This is a genomic window from Aquisalimonas sp. (assembly GCF_007120195.1).
In the GTDB taxonomy this organism is placed as follows: Bacteria; Pseudomonadota; Gammaproteobacteria; order Nitrococcales; family Aquisalimonadaceae; genus Aquisalimonas.
The window spans coordinates 1-18,953 of the sequence record NZ_SKOG01000166.1; the positions used below are offsets into that span (position 1 = coordinate 1).

Below are 18,953 nucleotides of genomic sequence, written 5' to 3' on the forward strand. Positions count from 1 at the left end.
GGCTCGCCCTGCGCCGGGTGGCTCTCGACTGGGAGGCCTGCTACGGGCTGCGCCCATGGCTCGCCGAGACCCTGGTCGATCACCAACGCTTCTCCGGGGCCTGTTACCGGGCCGCCAACTGGCTCGATGTCGGCCTCACCACCGGCCGGGGCCGACAGGACCGTGACCATCGTCGCCACAATGCCGCTCCCAAGCGGATCTTCCTCTATCCGCTGCGCGCCGACGCCCGAGAGGCCCTGGCGTCAGCGCCATAATTTAGAATTGCTGCAAATCAAGGGGTTGACTATTTCGACTCGCCGAATAATAATACGTTCGGGGGAGTTTTCATCCGCTTGTCGAGGGAGGGAGAGGCGATGCTACGCACTTGCATCTTGTCCGCGGCGGCCCTGGGGCTGGCCACGGGAGCGGCGGCGGCGGAGGAGCAGGAACTGCGGTTCACCCTGGTCATAACGCCCGTCGAAGAGGCGCCGCTGCCCGCCGCCGCCGAGGGCCAGGCGGTCCAAGCCTCGCGGTCGGTCGGCGTAGCCACCTTCGAGGACGGCCGCACCGCCTTCAAGGAATTCGTCTTTCTTGAGGCGGGCGACGAGGAGTCGGGCGAACTCACCGGCTACAGCACCTACACCTTCGAGGACGGCGACGCGCTGCATGTGAAGTTCACTGGAGGGTGGTCACCCGACGGGCTCGGCGGCGACTACGAGGTCGTCTCGGGGACCGGCGCGTTTGCGGATGCGACCGGCACCGGCCGCTTCGACGCGATCGGGGACAGCTGGGAGCGGGCAATGCTGCTCGATGGCTCCTTCAACCTTGAGGTGCCTGATTCCTGAGAACTCCGCCGCTGAGGCCGGAGTGGGTTAGCGGGGCGCGACTGGCCGAGCCGGCGCCGCTAGGGCGGGGTCTGTGCCCGGGTGGGCTGATAGTCGGCCCCGCTTACTAGACTCGCGCGGTACTTCTTCCTTCGCCAGCGCCTCGACCATCGCCGGAGGCACGAAGCCGGAGCCGTCGCCGCCGAGCCGGGCGATCTCCTTGACGAGCTTCGAGGCGATCGTCTGGTACTGGGTGTCGGCCATCAGCAACACGGTCTCAACCTCGTCGTTCATCGCCCGCAGGACGACATCGCAAGGATGCGAGTATGCTGCCGTTGCCCGCTGGCAGGGAAGCCAGTTCGGGTGTGGTTGCGCTGCGATATGTGCCCCACCGCCCGGAGGGCACCCTCCTTTATCAACTTGTTGAGGTGCAAGAGGCGCTTTTCGCGGCCGGCGTGGACGACGACGTCACCAAGCCGGTGCGGCGGGAAACCCTCGAGGAACTACTGCGCCGCTGTATCGACATTTCAGCGTAATGCACCGGGCGGCGCATCCGCCTGTACGGACCCGTCGGGAGAGTCATGCCCCCCTTGCTCACCAGTCTGCTGCTGGTCATCTTTCTCATCCACTTGGTGGCATTTGCCGTGCTCGGTCTCCGGCGCCGGCAGGTCTACTACATGGCACTGGTGGTCACCTTCTCACTGTTGAGTGCTGCCATGGCCGCGCGGCTGACAATCCCGGACACTCATCTGGGCGACGGCGTCGCCCTGGACGAGGCGTTGCGCATGGCCGCCTTGGTGGCTGCGGCGGTGTCCATTGGCTGGACGCTGGTGCGGCTCAGGGATCGCATCCGCCGGAAGCGGCGCATCGATTGAGCGCCCGTGACCGCTGCTCACTCGCCGGTGTTGCAGCCCCAAGTCCAGGGTTCCAGCGGGCGGGTATTGGAGGCGCAATAATCCGGGCGGCCGGCAGGGTGAGCGGAGACTTGCCCTGCCTGCGGCGGCGTATTCTATTGCGGTACCATTGCGCCATTACATGTCGTGATCCGTCGGTTCGCCGACGGCATCCCGAATCCCGGCGGAACCGGGGCCGGGCGCCATCTCTTGACCGGCTCCAGCGCCATACACTGATCTTTCTTTGACCGCTACCGAAACCAAAACCATGAATCCTGTCATCGAGCTACTACAGTCGCACCGATCCATCCGCAAGTTCACCGGCGAAGCCATCTCCGAAGAGCTGCTGCAGCAACTCCTGCGCGCGGGGCAGAGCGCCGCCACCTCCAGCCATGTGCAGGCCACCTCGATCATCCGTGTCCGGGAGACAACCAAGCGGGAGGCCATCGCCGAACTCGCAGGCGGGCAAGCGTACGTGGCCGACTGCGCCGAGTTCCTGGTCTTCTGCGCAGATATGAAGCGGGTCTTCGACGCCAGTGAGCGCGCGGGCACGGAACCCCGACGCGGCATGACAGAGCAGTTCATCATCGCCACCGTCGATACGGCACTGTTTGCCCAGAACGTGGCGGTCGCCGCGGAATCGGCAGGGCTTGGCATCTGCTACATCGGGGGAGTCCGCAACAACCCGGAGCAGATCAGTGAAATCCTGGCGCTGCCTCGGGATGTCTACCCGGTGTTCGGCTTCTGCATGGGCATGCCGGATCAGGATCCGGAAGTAAAACCGCGCCTGCCGCTCGAGGTCATCGTCAAGGAGGACACGTATTCGGACGACGGCGAGGCAACGGAGATCGCCGCGTTCGACCGGACCATGGCCGATTACTACCAGCGGCGCAGCAGCAACCGCAAGGCGGCCCGTTGGAGCGCCCAGATTAGCGTCCTGTTCGCGGAGAAGACCCGCCCCCACATGCGCGACTTCCTCGGCAAAAGGGGATTCGAGTTGAAATAAGTCTCAGGGCGTCCCCCGTGAATGGTCCAGCCAGTGCTGGGCGAGAGCAACGCCGCCCTCGCCCAGCCTCGGGGGCAGGCCGGGCTCATCGACACCGGCGCCACTCATCCGAACGGGATAGCCCACCAACTGCACGGGCTCCTCGTCCCCCGGGAGCGTCCGGACCAGGCCATGGTGGCGGGTCTGCTCGGAGCCCAGTGCCTCGTCCACGGTGCGCAACTCCCCCGCGGGCAGGCCATGGTCACCCAGTGTGCTGATCCAGTGCGCCCGGGGTTTTGCCGCAAACCGTGGGTGCAGCTCGGCCATCAGGCGTTCACGAGCCACGGCCCGCTCGGAGTTGCGACAAAACTCTGGGTCCTCGGCCATCTCGGGTGCCTGTAGCACCTCCGTGCAAAGCACGCGGAACTGACGGTCGTTGCCGATGGCGAGCACGAAGGGACCGTCCGAAGCCTCCACGACCTCATAGGGCACTACGTTCGGGTGCCCGTTGCCGTAGCGCCGCGGCGCCTCGCCGGTCGCCAGGGCGTTGGCCGCCACGTTCGCCAGCGCGGCCAGTTGGCAGTCGAACAGGGCGACGTCCAGAAACTGCCCGCGCCCTGTCTTCTGGCGCTGAAACAGCGCCGCCAGAATGGACTGGGTGGCGTACAGGCCGGCAAATAGATCGGACACGGCCACGCCCACCTTGGTCGGCGGCCCGTCGGGAAACCCCGTGACGGACATCAGACCGCTTTCCGCCTGGATGATGTAGTCGTAGCCGGGCCGCTTCGCGTTGGGTCCCGTTCGTCCGTAGCCGGAGATCGCGCAATAGACAAGCCCCGGGTTCAACTCGGCCAGGCGCTCGTAATGCAGTCCGAATCGCTCCATGGTGCCGAGGCGGAAGTTCTCCACCAGCGCGTCCGCCTCGGCGATCAGGGCCCGCAGCCGCTCCAGGTCCCCGCTGTCGCGCAGATCGAGACACAGGCTCGCCTTGGAGCGGTTGGCGCAGGTGTAGTAGGCGGCGTGACCATCCATGTAGGGCGGACCCCAGGCTCGGGTCTCGTCACCCAAACCGGAGTTCTCGATCTTCAGCACCTCGGCGCCGAGATCGGCCAAGCATTGCGTTGACCACGGGCCCGCGAGCACCCGGGAGAGATCCAGCACGCGGATGCCATCAAGCGGTGCCGCTTCGGCCTGTGCGGTGACGTCCAATGTGCCTCACCCCCGCTGGTTGAACCGTCGCCCCAGCAGGGCCGCGGCAATGTTGACCTTCTGGATGTCGATGGTACCGCCGGCGATGCCCCAGCCCCAGGCGTCACGGAACCGCTGCTCGGCGCCGTAGTCCTTGTGATAGCCGTAACCGCCCATGAGCTGCACGGCGTTGCCGCAGACCTCACGGGTCATCTCGTTGGCGAAGCACTTGGCGATACTCGCATCGGCGACGGACGGCAGCCCGTTATCATCGCTGCGGGATACCGCGCGCCAGTTCAGCAGACGTGACGCCTCCACGCGGGTGGCCATGTCCGCGATGCGCAACTGCACGGCCTGGAAGTCCGCGAGGCGCTTGCCAAACTGCTCGCGCTCCTCCACGTAGGTGAGCACCTGCTCCAGGGCACCGGCGGCAAGCCCCAGGCTCATGGTGGCGTTGCCGCAGCGCTCCAGGTCGAAGGCTTCCATGAGTCGCTTGAAGCCCCCGGCGGGCACGATCACGTGGTCCTTCGGCAGGCGCACATCGTCCAGAAAAATGTCGGCGCTGGGGATGCCGCGAAAGCCCATGAGCTCTTCCTGGGGGCCGAAGCTCACGCCTGCGCGGTCATGCTCCACGTACACGGCGCCCACGCCTTTGGCCCCGTGTTCGTCCGACAGCCGGCAATACACGAGGTAGCCGTCGGCGTGCCCGCCACCGCTGCACCAGCGCTTCTGACCGTTGAGAACAATCTCGTCACCCTCAATCCGGGCCCGGGTGGTCAGGTCGGTGAGCGCCGTTCCGGCGCCGGGCTCCGACATGCTCACGGCTACCACGGCGTCGCCGCGGCAGACGTCCCGGCAAAGCCGCTGCGCCAGTGCCTGGTCGCCGTTGCGCGCGATGGCGTGAATGGGTCCGGCCACACTCTCGAATACGGGGAAGGCCACGGCGATGGAGACCTTGACGAATTCCTCCAGCACAATGAGGGCGTCCAGGTTGCCAAGGCCCATACCGCCCAGGTCGGTGGGCAAATTGATGCCGAGAAACCCCATTTCTCCGTACCGTTTCAGCCAGTCGGCCGGTACCGGACGATTGTCCCGTTCCAGCTCCCGGGCCAGCTCCGGGAGCTCGCTCCGGGCGAAGCGGTAGGCGGTTTCCTGCAAGGCGCGCTGGTCGGCGCTTAGTTCGAAGTCCATATTGACATCTCTTGGTCGTTATCGCTTTAGTGTGCCCCTGCAAGGGGCGTCCAACCCACGGCCCTGTATTGTTGACTAACCCTCCCGCTGCAGTCGGGCCGCGGCCCGCAGTTCGTTTTTCAGCACTTTGCCTACGGGGCTCAGGGGCAGGGGCTCCTCCCGGAGTTCCGGCAGATTCCAGTAGCCCTGCATGACCACGGGCCCGCGCGCCACGATCTCGCCCACGCTCTCGCGCGGCAGCTCCCGGTCATCGGCGTCGACGATCCGGACCTCGCCGGTGAAAACGGCACGGCCACCGGACATCAGGCGGGCGCGAGCCGACCCGCGCGGTCCCTGAAGGCGTTCCAGGTGAGCGCTCTATCCGGGTCGATCACCGCCGTGCCGTCGCCCCGCGAATCTGGCAGGCGCGACGCAGGGCCTGGACGAGGTTCATGGCCTACTCCGGCGCGAAACAGGGCATTACGTACCCGCCCTCGGTGGGCTTGAACACCACCCGAACACGCTGGCCGATGCGAATGGTGTCCAGATCGCAGTCGACGATGTTGGTCATCATGGCCACCCCCTCGTCCAGTGTTACGAAGGCAATGGCGTAGGGGATTGGCCCGGCCTTGCGGGTAATGCTGAACGAATAGATCTCGCCGCGTCCGCCGCTCTCAACCCACTGCGTGTCAGCGCTCTGACAGTAGGGGCAGACGGCACGCGGGTAGAAATGGACCTCGCCGCAGCTGTTGCAGCGTTTGATCAGCAAACGGCCATCCGCCGTCGCCTCGAAATAGGGCGTGTCGCCGGGGTTCGGCTCCGGGTCCTGCATGGTCCTCGCTTCGTAGATGGTCGCCATGGTACTTACCCCCTCTCCAGAATCAGCGTGGCGCTGCCGTGGCGCGTGGCCAACGAGCCCCCGGTGCCCTGCGCCAGGGCCAGATCGCAGTTGGGCACCTGCACCATCTGATGCGCCTCGCCGCGCAGTTGCCGGACCGCCTCGATCACCTTGGTGACACCGCCGCGATTGGCCGGATGATTGTTGCAAAGGCCGCCGCCATCGGTGTTGAAGGGCAGATGGCCGCTACCGGAGATGAGCCCGCCGTCGGCGACGAACCTGCCGCCCTCGCCCTTGTTGCAAAAACCGAGATCCTCCAGCTGCACCAGCACGGTGATGGTGAAGCTGTCGTAGATGGAGGCGTACTTGATGTCGGCCGGCTTGACCCCTGCCTCCGCGAACGCCGACGCCCCGGACCAGGCCGCGCCGGAGGTGGTCATGTCCACGCGGCCGGCGTTCAGGCCCTTGTGGGCCTCGCCGGCACCGCGCACCTTTACCACCGGCCGGTTGAGGCTGCCGGCGATCTCCGGGCGGGTGACGACAATGGCGCCGCCGCCGTCACTGACCACGCAGCAGTCCAGCTTGTGGAGCGGATCGGCCACCATGGGCGCGTTCAGCACGTCCTCCACGGTGACCACGTTCTTAAGCATGGCATCGGGGTTGTGCTGGGCGTGGTGGGAGGCCGCCACCTTGATCCAGGCGAGCTGCTCGCTGGTGGTCCCGAACTCGTGCATGTGGCGCATGGCGACCATGGCGTACTGGTTCAGGGTCAAGGGGCCGTAGGGCGTCTCGTAGGGGACATCCGGCATGTTCGGCCCCCAGTTGCGGACCTTGGCGCCGCTCACCCCCTCGGAGCGGGTGCGTCCGCCCAGGGTGATGAGCGCCACGTCGCACTTGCCCGCCGCGATGGCCTGGGCGGCGTGGGAGACGTGGATGATGTAGGAGGAGCCGCCGGTGTCGGTGCTGTCCATGTGGCGCACATTCAGCCCCATGTACTCCACCATGCTGAGAGGGCCCAGCCCCGGGGCATCCCCGGCACAGAAGTAGCTGTCCACGTCCGCCAGGGAGAGGCCGGCATCGGCCAGGGCGCCTCGGGCCGCCTCTGCATGGATCTGGGCGACGGACTTGTCCGGTGCCTTGCGGGTGGGGTGTTCGTACACACCGGCGATACACGCCTTGTCCCTGATACTCATAAGAATGACTCCATGGCTTACCGTTGTTGTTGCCAGCGCGCCAGCATGGCCCGTGCCCGCAGCACCACCGGCCGGTCGATCATCTCTCCATCCAGCACGCACACCGCGCGGCCTTGGCGCTCCGCCCGCTCAAACGCGGTCACGATCCGGCGGGCACGTTCGGCCTCGTCGGCACTCACGGAGAAAGCGTCGTGGCAGCTGGAGAGCTGGTCGGGGTGGATACAGAGCGCCGCGCCGAATCCGAGCTGCCGGGCAAGCGTCAGGTCGGCGCGCAGCCGCTCCTCGTCCCTGATGTTGGCGATGGAGCCTGGAAAGCCGACGGCGACCCGGCCACTGGCGCGGGCAGCCCATGCCAGCCGGCGCGCGGGCTCCGTGAGTACCCCCGCGACGGGCTCACCGCCCAGATCCAACGCCAGGTCCTCGGGCCCCAGGGCCAGAGCGGTGATGCGCGGGCCGGCATCGGCAAGCTCGGGGGCGTTCAGCAGGCCGCGCGCCGACTCCACCAGCGGGATCAGCGCAATACGGCCAGCAGGCAGACCCGCCTCGCTCTCCAGCTCGGTGAGCAGTTCGTCCACCATGGTAAGCCGCTGCGGCGTCTCCGCCTTGGGCAGCAGGACCGCCTGCAAGCCGGGCTGCACGGCGGCTTCCAGATCCCGCATCAGCGCCAGCAGGCCGGCGTTGACGCGGACAACGATATTCGCCTGCGCGTCCAGCTGGGCGATGATCGCCGCCAGGTCGGTCCGGGCGACGGCCTTGTCGGCGTCGGCCACCGCATCCTCCAGATCGAGAATCAGCGCATCGGCACCACGCCCGGCGGCTTTGTCCACCAGCTTTCGGTTGGTTGCAGGCACGAACAGCAGGGAGCGCCATCCCGGCCAGATCAGCCCGTCATTCCCGTGCATCTCACTCCCCTCTGCTTATTCGGGCAGACGTAGCACTCACCCCATCAGTACGCAGGTCCATTAGCATAAAGCTGATACCTACCTGCTTGCGCTTCGCCTCGGGGTCGGTACGGGCGAGCAGGACCATGTGGGTGGCGTCCTGTCTGTCGTCCATCACACTCTCCACTGGATGATTCGTTCGATAGCGTGCGTCGGCGCGTGGAAGCCGCACAATTCGCGGTTCCGGAAGAGCGGCTTCAGCAGAATTGAAGGTGTGTCGCTTGACCCCCTGCGCCCCCTTGCCTACCGTTTTCCGGCAAGCGAACGCCCGCCGGGGCGCCAGACAGGAGCAGGACGTGGCCGACCGCGGAGACCGTGACTCGAGTCGCCGGCTGGAATCAGGCTCCGGGCCGTGACGTCGACCGCAACGGCCGCGCCGGGCTTAGCTTTCCGCGCGCGCTCGCCACTGGCCTACATGGTGCTGCTCAGCGGCCTTTTCGGCTCAACAACCACCATGGCATGGGTAGGCGCCCCGGCTGCGGCGGCAGCCATTGTGCTGAGCTGGCCCGATCTGCGGTTCGTCGCCCGCGTGCTACTGCTGATTGGCAGCGTTGGCGCCACCGTAACGGCGCTTGTGGAGCCGGCCCTTCTGAGCGAGGCGGCGGCCAACCTCACCAGCCTGGCCGCCCTGGTCATCGCCGTGATGCTGTTCTCCGGCCTGCTCACGGGAACCCGGGATCTCGGGCTGATCTGCCGCCGCCTGTTTGCCGGCCCTCCCACCGCGCGCTATGCCAGCATCACCTTCGGCACGGGGTTTCTTGCCATTCCGCTGAATTTCGGGGCGGTGGGCGTCGTGGGCAGTCTGGTGCACAACGAATTGGAACACGCCGGCGACGGGCCCTCGCCGCGTAACGCCGCCAGAGCAACCCTGCGCGGCTTCGGTTCGGCGTCATTCTGCTCGCCGCTGTCCGTCGCCGTCGCCATCACGCTCACCTTTCTACCGGGGCTCGCCGCCCTGGAGCTACTGGCGGTGACCTTCCCGCTAGCGGTGGGTTACCTGCTGCTGGGTCTCGCGTTCCGGGAGAGGGAAGCCTTCGCCGCGAGCACCGCTCCCACAGGAAACGCCCACGTTGCCCCCATGCTACGGCTGGCCAGCACCATCGCCGCGGTCTCCGTGGCCGTCCTGCTGCTGCACAACCTGGCCGATGTTGGGTATGCCCACGCAGTGGCGCTGGCCTGTTCGGTCACCGTGATCATCGGTCTGGCCGCCTCCGGCGTGCAGGAGGGCCGGGCGCCCGCCGTCCCGTCGCTCGCCGGCGTGCACAACGAGGTCGCCATCATGGGCGGCTCGGCGTTCCTGGGTGTGCTGGCCAGCGGTGTTGCGTTGAGTCTGCTGGGGCCAGGCTTCGGCCTGCCCTCCTGGGCGCCGCCCCTGGTTGCCCTCGGGGTGCCGTGGGTGCTGTTCATCGGCGGTATCCTCGGTCTCAACCCCATTGTCACCGGGACGCTCGTAGGCGGTGTTCTCGGCCCCATCTGGCCGACCGCAGGGGTGCTCGGGCTTGGCGTCAGCATGCTGGTCGGTTGGGGCATCACCGTGGCGGGCACGCCCTATTCCGCCGCTGCGCTGATCCTGAACCGGTTGACGGGGTACGATAACGTCACAGCAGCGTTGCGCTGGAACCGCTCACTGTCCGTCACCGCACTACTCGCGGGCGGCGGACTTGGTGCCGTGCTTACCTACCTGCTTGCGGGAGCCTGATCATCCGCAACTCACCTGATCGGCACGTATTGGAGGAGATACGCCATGAGTACAGAACGACGCTGGTTTATCACCGGCTGCTCCTCGGGGCTCGGTAGGGCACTTGCCGAAGCCGTGCTGGACAACGGCGAACGGGCGGTAATCACCGCCCGAGACACCGCCTCCCTCGAGCCGCTGGTACGGCGGCATGGCGACCGAGTCCGGGCGCTGGCACTCGATCTGGCGCAGCCGGCACAGATCGCCGAGTTGGCACGCGAGGCGGAAGCGGCGTTCGGTGGCGTCGATGTCCTCGTCAACAATGCCGGCTACGGCCTGGTGGGCGCCATTGAGGAGACCGGGCCGGACGCCTACCGCCCCCTGTTCGAGACCAACTTCTTCGGTACCCTGGAGCTCACACGGGCGCTACTGCCCGGATTCCGGCAGCGGCGGCAAGGGCGGATCATCAATATGTCGTCCATCGCCGCCATGGCGGCCCGCCCCGGCTATGGCTTTTATGCCGCCACCAAGGCGGCCCTGGAGTCCACTTCCGAAGCCCTGGCCCAGGAACTCAAGCCGTTCGGCATCTCCATCACCCTGGTGGAGCCGGGTCCGTTCCGCACGGACTGGGCGGGCCGGTCATTGCAGTTCGCCGAGCCGGCCATGGACGCCTACGCCGACAGCAGCGGCGCCAGCCGGGAGGCGGTACGCCAGCGCAACGGACGCCAGGCAGGCGATCCGGTGCGGGCCGCGCAGGTCATTCTGGAGGTTGCGGGCATTGAGAAGCCACCCTTTCGGCTGCCCATGGGAACCTTCCCCTACAAGCGCCTGCGGGAAAAGCTCGCGGAAATACAGGCCGAAGCGGACCAGTGGGAGCAGCGGGCCGGGGCCGCAGTGGAATTCTACGAGTAAGCAGATTTACCGTGGAAGCTGCTACGTCCCCGCGTTCTGATCGAACCGGCCGAACGGAATGCCCGGCTACCGAAACCGCCGATCAGGGCAGTATCGCCGTCCTCGATCACCGACACCGCGCGCTTCCAACGAGGATCCCAGTTTGCTGATCTTTGGCGGTTACGCTCCGTGGTCCTTAGGTGGCGTGGTTGCGGTCACTGGCCGTCGCAACGAGGGCACCAGCCATGCGCTCAGGTACACCAGCGCCAGAAGCGCGAACCCGATCACGTCGGTCATGCCTTCCGGGTAAATCAGCGCGGCAGTTGCGCCCAGCAGAACCAACCGAATCGGCCAGGCAATAATCCCGATCCGGTAGAGATACGCTTCCAGGGTGGAGGCCAGCAGCCACATGGCGGTGATCGCCGTCACCGAGGACACCAGGATGTCCAGCCACTCTCCCTGCAGGATCAGCGACGGATTGACCACGAACAGGAAGGGCAGGACAAACAGAACGCTACCCAGCCGCATAGCGTACAGCCCCGTTTGCCAGGCGTTCGCCCCGGCGACCCCCGCCGCGGTGATCGCCGCCAGTGCCACCGGCGGCGTGATATACGACATCATGCCCCAGTAGAGAATGAACAGATGGCTGGCAAGCGGGTTCAGGCCTGCCGCCACCAGCGCCGGCGCCAGCAGAATCGACAGGAAGATGTAACAGGCACTCACGGTCATGCCCATGCCAAGGATGAAGCTGGTCACCGCCCCCGCCGCCAGCATCAGGGGGATGCTGCCGCCGGCGTAGAGCAGGAGTTCCCGGGAGAAGGCACCCGCCACGCCGGTGTAAGATAGCCCCCCCACCACCAGACCAATGCCGGCGAGGATCGCCACCAGGTTGGCTACGCTGGTGGTCAGGTCCTTGAGGAGCTGCAGCGACCGCGACACGTTTAACCGGTACTGCTTCTTGAACAACGAGATCACCAGCAGCACCGCGGTGGCGTAATACGGCGCATGCGCCTCCAGGCGCATGAACAGCAGCATGTAAATCAGCATCGCCAGGCTAAACAAGTAGGGCCACCCCTCCTTGAGCACCTGCAGCAGCCGCGGAATCTCCTCCGCCTGCAGGCCCTGCAGCCCCTTGCGCGCGGCATAGCTATCCACCTGAAACAGCAGCGCCATATAGAACAGCAGCGCCGGCAGGAATGCGGCGATCATCACCTCGGCGTAAGGCACCCCCAGAAACGAGGCCATGATGAACGCCACCGCACCCATGACGGGCGGCATGAGGGTACCGCCGGTGGAGGCGCAGGCCTCGATGGACGCCGCATAATGGGGCGGATAGCCGGTCCGCTTCATGGTCGGTATGGTGATCGGCCCGGTGGTGAGAATATTGGAGATCACGCTACCCGAGAGGCTGCCCATGAGGCCGCTGGACACCACAGCGACCTTGGCCGGGCCACCGCGGGTGCCGCCCATCAGCGCTGTGGCGAAACGCATGAAGAACGCGCCGCCGCCGGTCACGGTCAGCGCCGCGCCGAACACGACGAAGCCGATCACCAAATTCGCCACCACCTGCATGGGGATGCCGATAATGCTCTCGACGCCCATGACATGGGCCCGAACGGTTTCGCCGAAGTCATACTGCGTTCCCCACAGAAACCCCGGCATGTATCCGGCGTACAATGGGTAGCTGCCGAACACGAGAACAACAATAAGTATTGGAATTCCGCCACAGCGACGGACGCCCTCGATGACCAACGCCAGCAGCAATGAGGCGGCGACCGTCGCCTCGAGGGGCGCCATGAAATCCCACCCCTGCTCGATGATGGTCAGGCCATGGATACCCAGGTAAACGCTCGAAGCGATGGCGGCCACCGCAAGAATCCAGTCGTACCAGGGCACGCGATTGGCGGCGGCGGCGACGGCCGGATAACTCAGGAACGCCGCAGCCAGGAAAAGACCGATCAGGTAATACAGAAACGAGTTGCCCAAAGGCTGGAAACCCAGCAGCCGTAGGTTGAACGTCTGGTTGATCGCCATGAGCAGACCGGCCGTGCCCAGGGTGACCACGACCCAGTACGTCCAACCTTCCAGGCGCGCGGACTCCCCAACGACGCCGTCCTCACCGGGTGGCGGCCTACGACGAGAAGCTGGCATAACTGAACCCTCTACCGGTCAGGGACGCAGAAGACCCGGGAAGGTGCGGGCGACACCTCCCCGGCGGAGTAAGCCAACGCGGCCTACAGCGACTCCAGCGCCGTGGCCCGATGCTTCTCCCATATCTCGGCGAACTCGTCGTCCGATTTGCCCTCGCCCTCCTCCACGGCTTCATCCCACGCTTCCATGAGCACATTCAGGCGCTCCAGGCGCGCCTCATTCCAGGCCTCATGCTCATCGGTCCAGATATCACGTTCCTTGAGATAGCGAACGGCCCCTTCATGGAACGGCGCATCGGCCGGGGGCGTGCCGGCCTCTTCGAGGTCCCAGCGGTACATAACGGCCGTCGCGTCCTTGTACATCTCATACGTCTCGTCAAGCGCCTTGAGGAAGGCATAGACGTCGTCGGGGTCGGCATCGGCCCGGCTCACGAGCAGGGGATAGCGGTAAGCGAGTATATTCACCGGGTTGTCCTCGGACACGCCCGCACCAACCGTCTCTTTGTAAGGCGCGAAGAAGGGAGCGATTTCCCGGAGACGGGCCCAGCCCTCCTCGTCGTCTGGCGGGACTTCCACCCAGTGAATGCCCCGCGGTGACTCCTTGAGCTCATACATCTGGCTGGGCGTCGTGGTGGTGCAGGTGGCGTCCGCCTGGCCCTCGGCCAGGGAGCTCATGGCGGCCCCGTATGTGGGGAACATCCTCACCTCGACGTCGTCCCGCGTCAGCCCGACAAACTCCAGGAATGCATCGCACTTGACGTTGATCGAGGGATTGCCGGCCACGTAAGCAAGGCGCTTACCCTTGACGTCCTGCAACTCCCGAATATCCGCATCCGCGGCGGTGGGCATCCCGAACGACGAGGGACGACCAGCGATCACGCGCAGATCCTGGGGGCCCCAGCGGGGCTCGGCAAAATCCTCTGTGCCTTCCGTTGCAAACCAGGTCTCAGTGGCCAGATAACCGTATTCAGCCCTCCCCAGCAGGACCGGCTGCAATCGGCCGATGGAAGAACCGGACGGCTGAATACGAACGCGCATGTCGTACTTGCGTCCGAAGGCATCCGCAATTGCCGACGCCTCTGCATACCCAGCGGAACCCACGTCATAGGCCGTCCAGGTCATGCTCGGCGGAAGCTCCTGGGCACCGGCCTGCGTTCCGAGTGCCAGGGCCGCACCGACAGCACCCGTGGCCACACACCGTCCGATTTTTTGCGTTGATGGGATCATTGCGCTTCTCCTCTTTATCCTTTGGGCACTGGTCAGTGGCACCCTTCCGGACACCCTGACAAGCTGGTTTTCTGTGAACCGAACCGGATGCTCCGGCCCCAGGTTCCGAACATGCCGGACCGCATCGGAAGCAACGCCCATTACCGCAGCATTGCTTTCATCAATCTGCGCCTCCACCCGTCGACCTTCAAGCGCCTTATGTGCAAAGTAGTCGGAGGAAGAGGCGGAGACCAGGCTGCGCCGAGAGTCAGAGCGGGGGCAATTCACGGTTGCCGAAGCACGGCTTCAGCAGAACTAAAGCGGCCGCCTCCCCCGGCAGACACTGCAGTCAGTCCAGCAGGCCCATCGCCTGCTCCACGGGCATCGGGCTTTCGTCGAGCAGGGCTCTCAGGGCATTTTCATCCACCGGGTCCGTGGCCAATGGATCCTGCAGCCGCAGTTTGTGACGGATCACCAGGTGGGCCAACGCCAGCCGACGCCAGGCACCGTCCACCTGCGCGGCCTCCCAGGCCATGAATACGGCCGACACCAGATTGTAGAGGCCAGAGGCGACCCGGCGAACTTCGTGCTCCGCCGATTCACCCGCCGCCACCCGGTCCGCAGTCGCCGTCGCCCTGGCGATAACCTCACCCAGCGCCTGGCGCGACGCTAAGGGGAGCTCCGCGGCCTTCAAGCAGTCCTGCAGATAGGCGCGCAATGCGGACAGGGTGTCGTCCCTGCGGATGGAACGTATCACGTCCAGAGCGACAATGTTGCTCGTCCCTTCCCAGATCGACCCAAGATGGGCATCGCGCAGCACCCGAGCATCCGACCACTCCTCGATGTAGCCGCAGCCGCCACGCACCTCCATGCTGTCGCCAGCCACCTTGCGGGCGTCGCGTGTGGTTCGAAACTTGATCAGCGGGGTCAGGATCCGCAACAGCCTGGTTGCCTCGACGTCGCCCGCATCGGCGCGCTCGAGACACGCGGCGGTATGGAAGGTCATGCTGCGGCCCTGCTCGGCAGTGACCATCATCTTCACCAGTTGCCGTTGCATCAGCGGCAACTCGATCAGCCGCCGACCGAAGGCGACGCGATTGCGGGCGATGAACAGTGCCTCGTTGAGGCTGCGGCGCGTCAACCCAGCCGAACGGACACCGTTGGATAAGCGCGACATGTTGATCATGTCCGTCATGTGCTTGAAGCCCTGGCCCTCGTCACCGACGACGTAGGCCTCGGCCCCCTCCAGCACGATCTCGCCGCTGGCCATGGAACGGGTGCCGAGCTTGTCCTTGAGGCGAACGATGCGGTAGCGGTTGAGGCGACCGTCGGAAAGGCGCCGCGGCAGCAGGAACAGCGTCAGGCCGGCAGTGCCCGCCGGGGCGCCCTCGGGTCGGGCCAGCACCATGGCCAGGTCGGCGTCAGTGTTGGAGCAGAACCACTTGTCGCCGTACAGGCGCCAGACCCCATTCTCAAAATGCGCCGTGGTGCTGATGGCGCCCACATCCGAGCCGGCGTCCTGCTCGGTCATGAACATCGCGCCCTGGAAGAGGTCATCGAAATCCTGGGTGGTAAGCGCATCACTATAGCGGTCAATCAGCTCCCGGGAGCCGAACTTGCGCAGCGTCCGGGTGAGAGCATCCGTCATGCTCAGCGGGCAACAGAGCCCGAACTCCGCCTGCACGAACAGGTAGGTCAAGCCATACTTGACGATGGGGGGAAGCGGTCGATCGCTGCCGAAGACACCACCCCGGTGGGACATGGCGGCAAGCCCGAACTCCGAAAAGGCGTACTGTTCCAGCCGCCTGTAGGCGGGGTGCTTGTGGATGCGCTGCTGCTCGGCCCCGTTACGGCTGCGCAGACTGAGGACCGGCGGGTTCTTGTCCGCCTCCAGGGCGAGCTGTTCGAGTTCGTCACCCACCAGCGCACCCAGGCGCCGGAACTCCGGTTCCACGCGCTCGAGCAGCGTCTCCGGTGCATAGATACGCAACAGACGGGCGAATTCCGGATCAGCCTCGTAGGCGTTGCTGCCCCGGCTGTCCGGGATGTTGCGGTGGATATCCGCCTGCATGGTTTTCTCCCCCAAGCGTGGAGTGTGTCCGACAAGCCTAGTGTCCTGCGCAACTGCCCACTATCGCTTTGCCACGCACCGGTACGATAACCTCAATCGTCGCCCACCGCCCGGGACCGCCCATGGCGCTGACGTTCCGACAGCTGCTCATCGACTGTGTCCGCGAAATCTTTCCGCGGCACGCGGCGACATCCAACCCCTAACCACGGACTCCGACATGGCCTGGACGACCGACGACGAGATTGCCTGGAACCGCACCAACCCTTTCCGCCAGCACCTCGGTGTGCACGTGGAATGGGTCGCCGACGACGGCCGCAGTGAAGTGTCCCTGCCCGTCACCGATAACCTCCTGCAGGCCTACGGCATGGTCCACGGGGGCATTTATTGCGTTCTCATCGACACCGTTCTCGGTACGGGGGTGCGCTCTGTGTTCCAGTACGACGCCGGCCCGATCACCGTGGACCTCAACGTCAGCTTCCTCCGCCCCACCGGACTCGGGCGTATCTACGCCCGTAGCGAGATCATCAAGGCCGGTCGCAAGGTGGTGGTCGGCACCGCGGATGTGGTCGACGCCGATAACCGCAAACTCGCCACCGGCCGGGGTTCGTTCCTGTTGCGCGAAGGAGGCACCGGCGGCGATTAGCTGTGCGCCGTCACTCACCCGGGGCGGATGTGGCCGGGCCCGGGACCGTGGACACCAGGAAGTCCACCAGTTCGCGCGCAAAGCAGGGCAGCGCCTCGACGTCCTGGGCGCAGATCTTGAGCTGGCGCTCGGCCCAGTCGTCGCTGAGGTCCACCACGTGAATGTTGGTGGTCTGGGCCAGTCGGCGGGCGGAGCTGTCCTGCAGCACGCCAATACCGGCACCCGCGGCGACCATGCGGCAAAGCGCATCGAAGCTCGACACCTGCACGCGCACCGGCAGACGCACACCAAGATCGCTCGCCACCTGGATCATGAAGGCGTAGATGGCGCTGCCGGAGTGCAGGGACACGAATTCGTAATCCAGCGCCTCCTCGATGTAGATGGCATCACGCGTCGCCAGCGGGTGATCCAGGGGCGTGGCCAGCACCAGCCGATCCGTGTGGTAGGGGCGAATATCCAGTGTGCCGGTGGAGACGTTGCCGGCGACGATACCGATATCGGCACTACCCTCGGTGACCGCCCGCACAATGTCGTGGCTCATCCGCTCCTCCAGGGCCACGTCCACCTGCGGATGGGATGACAGGAACTCCCCCAGGGCCACGGGCAGGAACTCGGTCATGGCCGTGGTGTTGGCGAACATCCGCACACACCCCTTCACCCCCTTGGCGTACTCCAGCAGATCGCCGCGCAGCCGCTCGGTCTGCTGCAGGATCAGCAGCGCATGATGGAGCATTGCCTCGCCGGCCGGCGTCAGGGTGACCCCCTGACTTGTGCGGTGCAGGAGCTTGGTGTCCAGTGCGTCCTCGAGGTTTTTGATACGCATGCTGGCGGCCGCAAGCGAGGTGCAGGAGCGCTCGGCGCCACGGGTCAGGCTGTGGGTCTCCGCGATATTGACGAACAGGCGGAGATCAATGAAATCGAAGAATAACCGTTGCATGGCCGCACCTGCATTGCGGAACACGCGGACAAGACCGCGACAATTGATGGTACTTCAGCGACACCGAACACGCACTTCGGCAATGGCGAATTGCCAGGGCGACGCAGGCGGCGACATGCTCGACGGCAGACTGGCAAGCAGAGTCGCCGACGATGGCAAAGAGATCATTGCAGGACTGGATCGGCACCTCGGTATCGGTCGTGGACCGCATCACCGCGGCACCGGCGCGCGGCTTGGCGGCCACGCTGGATCGGGAGCAAGCGCCCGCAGAGGGCGATGACCTGCCGCCCCTGTGGCACTGGCTGTATTTCCTCGACACCCCGGCGACCGGAGACCTGGGGCGCGACGGCCACGCGGGCCGCGGCGGTTTTCTGCCGCCCGTGCACCTGCCGCGGCGCATGTGGGCGGGCAGCCGTCTGCGGTTCCATCAGGCGCTACGCATTGGCGAGGCGACGCGACGCACATCGCGTATCGCCAACGTGGTGGGAAAGCAGGGCCGCACCGGCGAGCTCGTCATTGTCACCGTGGAGCACACGGTGCACGGGGAGTCGGGCCTGGCGATCACCGAGGAGGTGGACATCGCCTACCGGGAAGCGCCGCAGACCGACGCCCCGGCGACTGCCCCCGAGCCCATCCAGCCGCCCGGGGCAACGCAGTGGTCCTACGACATCACGCCGGGTCCCGTGCTGCTCTTCCGGTACTCGGCGCTGACGTTCAACAGCCACCGCATTCACTACGACCAGCCCTACGCCACGGAGGTAGAGGGGTACCCGGGGCTGGTCGTCCACGGGCCGCTGACGCTGACCCTGCTAGCCGAAGCACTGGCACGCGAACATCCGCGACAGCGAATCACCAGTCTGACCATGCGCGCTTTCCGTCCCCTGTTCCACGGCACTCCGTTTCATCTGCAGGGGCGGCTGTCCCCCGACGGCGGCGGGGCGGAGCTATGGACGCTCGACGGCGACGGCGGCATGACCATGCAGGCCACTGCCGAGCTGGCCGACTGACCCAGAATCCTAGACCCACGGAATGCCACCTATGCACCCGAAACCGGACCAGTACCAGGAACTTCGCGATGCACTCCGAGACCTTTGCAAACATTTCCCGGACGCGTACTTCCGCGAGGTTGACGCCGAAGGGGCCTACCCCGAAGCATTCATCGACAGCCTGACCGAGGCGGGCTGGCTCGCCGCCATGATCCCACAGGAATACGGCGGCTCAGGGCTGGGCTTGGCCGAGGCGTCGGTTATCATGGAGGAGGTCAACCGCAACGGCGGCAACGCCGGCGCCTGCCACGGGCAGATGTACAACATGGGCACGCTGTTGCGCCACGGTTCCGAGGCGCAGAAGCAGGCCTACCTGCCCCGCA

At 65.8% G+C, this 18,953-nt stretch carries 21 protein-coding genes; 10 read left to right on the forward strand and 11 right to left on the reverse strand.

The features are described 5' to 3' along the window. Positions 1–254, forward strand: a 254-nt coding sequence (locus QZT63_RS12435) for a Druantia anti-phage system protein DruA (RefSeq protein WP_290651629.1), incomplete at its 5' end; no start/stop codon positions are given. A 99-nt stretch (positions 255–353) separates the two neighbouring features. Then, positions 354–824 (forward strand): hypothetical protein, encoded by a 471-nt coding sequence (locus QZT63_RS12440; RefSeq protein WP_290651631.1) that lies wholly within the window; start codon positions 354–356, stop codon positions 822–824. Between the two features lie 27 nt (positions 825–851). On the opposite strand, the gene QZT63_RS12445 is transcribed toward QZT63_RS12440, so the two are convergent. Continuing rightward, positions 852–1,097: a hypothetical protein gene (locus tag QZT63_RS12445; protein WP_290651632.1), complete on the reverse strand. Its 246-nt coding sequence runs from the start codon at positions 1,095–1,097 to the stop codon at positions 852–854. 32 nt (positions 1,098–1,129) lie between these two features. Between QZT63_RS12445 and QZT63_RS12450 the strand changes: the two genes are divergently transcribed. The 3 genes from QZT63_RS12450 (at position 1,130) to nfsA (ending at position 2,702) form a co-directional block, all read left to right on the forward strand. Beyond that, complete coding sequence (locus QZT63_RS12450; RefSeq protein WP_290651634.1) at positions 1,130–1,339, forward strand: hypothetical protein; 210 nt, start codon at positions 1,130–1,132, stop codon at positions 1,337–1,339. Between the two features lie 45 nt (positions 1,340–1,384). Further along, complete coding sequence (locus QZT63_RS12455; protein WP_290651635.1) at positions 1,385–1,678, forward strand: hypothetical protein; 294 nt, start codon at positions 1,385–1,387, stop codon at positions 1,676–1,678. A 286-nt stretch (positions 1,679–1,964) separates the two neighbouring features. Next, positions 1,965–2,702 (forward strand): oxygen-insensitive NADPH nitroreductase, encoded by a 738-nt coding sequence (gene nfsA, locus QZT63_RS12460; RefSeq protein ID WP_290651637.1) that lies wholly within the window; start codon positions 1,965–1,967, stop codon positions 2,700–2,702. Between the two features lie 3 nt (positions 2,703–2,705). On the opposite strand, the gene QZT63_RS12465 is transcribed toward nfsA, so the two are convergent. From QZT63_RS12465 to QZT63_RS12490, 6 genes are all read right to left on the reverse strand, one after another. Then, positions 2,706–3,890, reverse strand: coding sequence for a CoA transferase (locus tag QZT63_RS12465; RefSeq protein ID WP_290651639.1), 1,185 nt, complete (start codon positions 3,888–3,890; stop codon positions 2,706–2,708). 6 nt (positions 3,891–3,896) lie between these two features. Beyond that, on the reverse strand, positions 3,897–5,060 hold the full coding sequence (locus QZT63_RS12470) for an acyl-CoA dehydrogenase family protein (protein ID WP_290651641.1): 1,164 nt from the start codon (positions 5,058–5,060) through the stop codon (positions 3,897–3,899). A gap of 75 nt (positions 5,061–5,135) precedes the next feature. Then, positions 5,136–5,363, reverse strand: a complete 228-nt coding sequence (locus tag QZT63_RS12475) for an AMP-binding protein (RefSeq protein WP_290651643.1) — start codon at positions 5,361–5,363, stop codon at positions 5,136–5,138. A 133-nt stretch (positions 5,364–5,496) separates the two neighbouring features. Beyond that, positions 5,497–5,898 carry a Zn-ribbon domain-containing OB-fold protein gene (locus QZT63_RS12480; protein ID WP_290651645.1) on the reverse strand — a complete coding sequence of 134 codons (402 nt, stop codon included), beginning with the start codon at positions 5,896–5,898 and terminating at the stop codon, positions 5,497–5,499. Between the two features lie 5 nt (positions 5,899–5,903). Continuing rightward, on the reverse strand, positions 5,904–7,070 hold the full coding sequence (locus tag QZT63_RS12485) for a thiolase domain-containing protein (protein WP_290651647.1): 1,167 nt from the start codon (positions 7,068–7,070) through the stop codon (positions 5,904–5,906). Between the two features lie 17 nt (positions 7,071–7,087). Next, complete coding sequence (locus QZT63_RS12490) at positions 7,088–7,972, reverse strand: CoA ester lyase (RefSeq protein WP_290651649.1); 885 nt, start codon at positions 7,970–7,972, stop codon at positions 7,088–7,090. Between the two features lie 391 nt (positions 7,973–8,363). Between QZT63_RS12490 and QZT63_RS12495 the strand changes: the two genes are divergently transcribed. Together QZT63_RS12495 and QZT63_RS12500 are read left to right on the forward strand one after the other, a co-directional pair. After that, a complete protein-coding gene (locus QZT63_RS12495; protein WP_290651651.1) occupies positions 8,364–9,710 on the forward strand; it encodes a hypothetical protein in 1,347 nt (448 codons plus the stop codon). Positions 9,711–9,755: 45 nt separating this feature from the next. After that, a complete protein-coding gene (locus QZT63_RS12500; RefSeq protein ID WP_290651653.1) occupies positions 9,756–10,598 on the forward strand; it encodes an oxidoreductase in 843 nt (280 codons plus the stop codon). A gap of 159 nt (positions 10,599–10,757) precedes the next feature. On the opposite strand, the gene QZT63_RS12505 is transcribed toward QZT63_RS12500, so the two are convergent. The 3 genes from QZT63_RS12505 to QZT63_RS12515 form a co-directional block, all read right to left on the reverse strand. Further along, on the reverse strand, positions 10,758–12,728 hold the full coding sequence (locus tag QZT63_RS12505) for a TRAP transporter permease (protein WP_290651654.1): 1,971 nt from the start codon (positions 12,726–12,728) through the stop codon (positions 10,758–10,760). Positions 12,729–12,811: 83 nt separating this feature from the next. Beyond that, complete coding sequence (locus tag QZT63_RS12510; protein WP_290651655.1) at positions 12,812–13,954, reverse strand: TAXI family TRAP transporter solute-binding subunit; 1,143 nt, start codon at positions 13,952–13,954, stop codon at positions 12,812–12,814. A 328-nt stretch (positions 13,955–14,282) separates the two neighbouring features. Next, positions 14,283–16,004 (reverse strand): acyl-CoA dehydrogenase family protein, encoded by a 1,722-nt coding sequence (locus tag QZT63_RS12515; protein ID WP_290651657.1) that lies wholly within the window; start codon positions 16,002–16,004, stop codon positions 14,283–14,285. A gap of 217 nt (positions 16,005–16,221) precedes the next feature. Between QZT63_RS12515 and QZT63_RS12520 the strand changes: the two genes are divergently transcribed. Next, a complete protein-coding gene (locus QZT63_RS12520) occupies positions 16,222–16,647 on the forward strand; it encodes a PaaI family thioesterase (protein WP_290651659.1) in 426 nt (141 codons plus the stop codon). 10 nt (positions 16,648–16,657) lie between these two features. Here QZT63_RS12520 and QZT63_RS12525 read toward each other — a convergent pair whose 3' ends face one another. After that, positions 16,658–17,584 (reverse strand): LysR substrate-binding domain-containing protein, encoded by a 927-nt coding sequence (locus QZT63_RS12525; RefSeq protein ID WP_290651661.1) that lies wholly within the window; start codon positions 17,582–17,584, stop codon positions 16,658–16,660. A 152-nt stretch (positions 17,585–17,736) separates the two neighbouring features. Between QZT63_RS12525 and QZT63_RS12530 the strand changes: the two genes are divergently transcribed. Next, positions 17,737–18,591 carry a MaoC family dehydratase N-terminal domain-containing protein gene (locus QZT63_RS12530; protein WP_290651663.1) on the forward strand — a complete coding sequence of 285 codons (855 nt, stop codon included), beginning with the start codon at positions 17,737–17,739 and terminating at the stop codon, positions 18,589–18,591. Between the two features lie 31 nt (positions 18,592–18,622). Next, on the forward strand, positions 18,623–18,953 hold a 331-nt coding region (locus QZT63_RS12535), incomplete at its 3' end, for an acyl-CoA dehydrogenase family protein (protein WP_290651665.1).

What these genes read in the sequence shown, in the direction of transcription:
- QZT63_RS12520 (WP_290651659.1), top strand. Translation starts at nt 16,222, where the DNA reads ATGGCCTGGACGACCGACGACGAGATTGCCTGGAACCGCACCAACCCT.
- QZT63_RS12440 (WP_290651631.1), top strand. Translation starts at nt 354, where the DNA reads ATGCTACGCACTTGCATCTTGTCCGCGGCGGCCCTGGGGCTGGCCACG.
- QZT63_RS12480 (WP_290651645.1), bottom strand. Translation starts at nt 5,898, where the DNA reads ATGGCGACCATCTACGAAGCGAGGACCATGCAGGACCCGGAGCCGAAC.
- QZT63_RS12505 (WP_290651654.1), bottom strand. Translation starts at nt 12,728, where the DNA reads ATGCCAGCTTCTCGTCGTAGGCCGCCACCCGGTGAGGACGGCGTCGTT.
- QZT63_RS12525 (WP_290651661.1), bottom strand. Translation starts at nt 17,584, where the DNA reads ATGCAACGGTTATTCTTCGATTTCATTGATCTCCGCCTGTTCGTCAAT.
- QZT63_RS12485 (WP_290651647.1), bottom strand. Translation starts at nt 7,070, where the DNA reads ATGAGTATCAGGGACAAGGCGTGTATCGCCGGTGTGTACGAACACCCC.
- QZT63_RS12515 (WP_290651657.1), bottom strand. Translation starts at nt 16,004, where the DNA reads ATGCAGGCGGATATCCACCGCAACATCCCGGACAGCCGGGGCAGCAAC.
- QZT63_RS12450 (WP_290651634.1), top strand. Translation starts at nt 1,130, where the DNA reads ATGCTGCCGTTGCCCGCTGGCAGGGAAGCCAGTTCGGGTGTGGTTGCG.
- QZT63_RS12475 (WP_290651643.1), bottom strand. Translation starts at nt 5,363, where the DNA reads ATGTCCGGTGGCCGTGCCGTTTTCACCGGCGAGGTCCGGATCGTCGAC.
- QZT63_RS12470 (WP_290651641.1), bottom strand. Translation starts at nt 5,060, where the DNA reads ATGGACTTCGAACTAAGCGCCGACCAGCGCGCCTTGCAGGAAACCGCC.
- QZT63_RS12510 (WP_290651655.1), bottom strand. Translation starts at nt 13,954, where the DNA reads ATGATCCCATCAACGCAAAAAATCGGACGGTGTGTGGCCACGGGTGCT.
- QZT63_RS12445 (WP_290651632.1), bottom strand. Translation starts at nt 1,097, where the DNA reads ATGAACGACGAGGTTGAGACCGTGTTGCTGATGGCCGACACCCAGTAC.
- QZT63_RS12455 (WP_290651635.1), top strand. Translation starts at nt 1,385, where the DNA reads ATGCCCCCCTTGCTCACCAGTCTGCTGCTGGTCATCTTTCTCATCCAC.
- QZT63_RS12500 (WP_290651653.1), top strand. Translation starts at nt 9,756, where the DNA reads ATGAGTACAGAACGACGCTGGTTTATCACCGGCTGCTCCTCGGGGCTC.
- QZT63_RS12490 (WP_290651649.1), bottom strand. Translation starts at nt 7,972, where the DNA reads ATGCACGGGAATGACGGGCTGATCTGGCCGGGATGGCGCTCCCTGCTG.
- nfsA (WP_290651637.1), top strand. Translation starts at nt 1,965, where the DNA reads ATGAATCCTGTCATCGAGCTACTACAGTCGCACCGATCCATCCGCAAG.
- QZT63_RS12530 (WP_290651663.1), top strand. Translation starts at nt 17,737, where the DNA reads ATGGCAAAGAGATCATTGCAGGACTGGATCGGCACCTCGGTATCGGTC.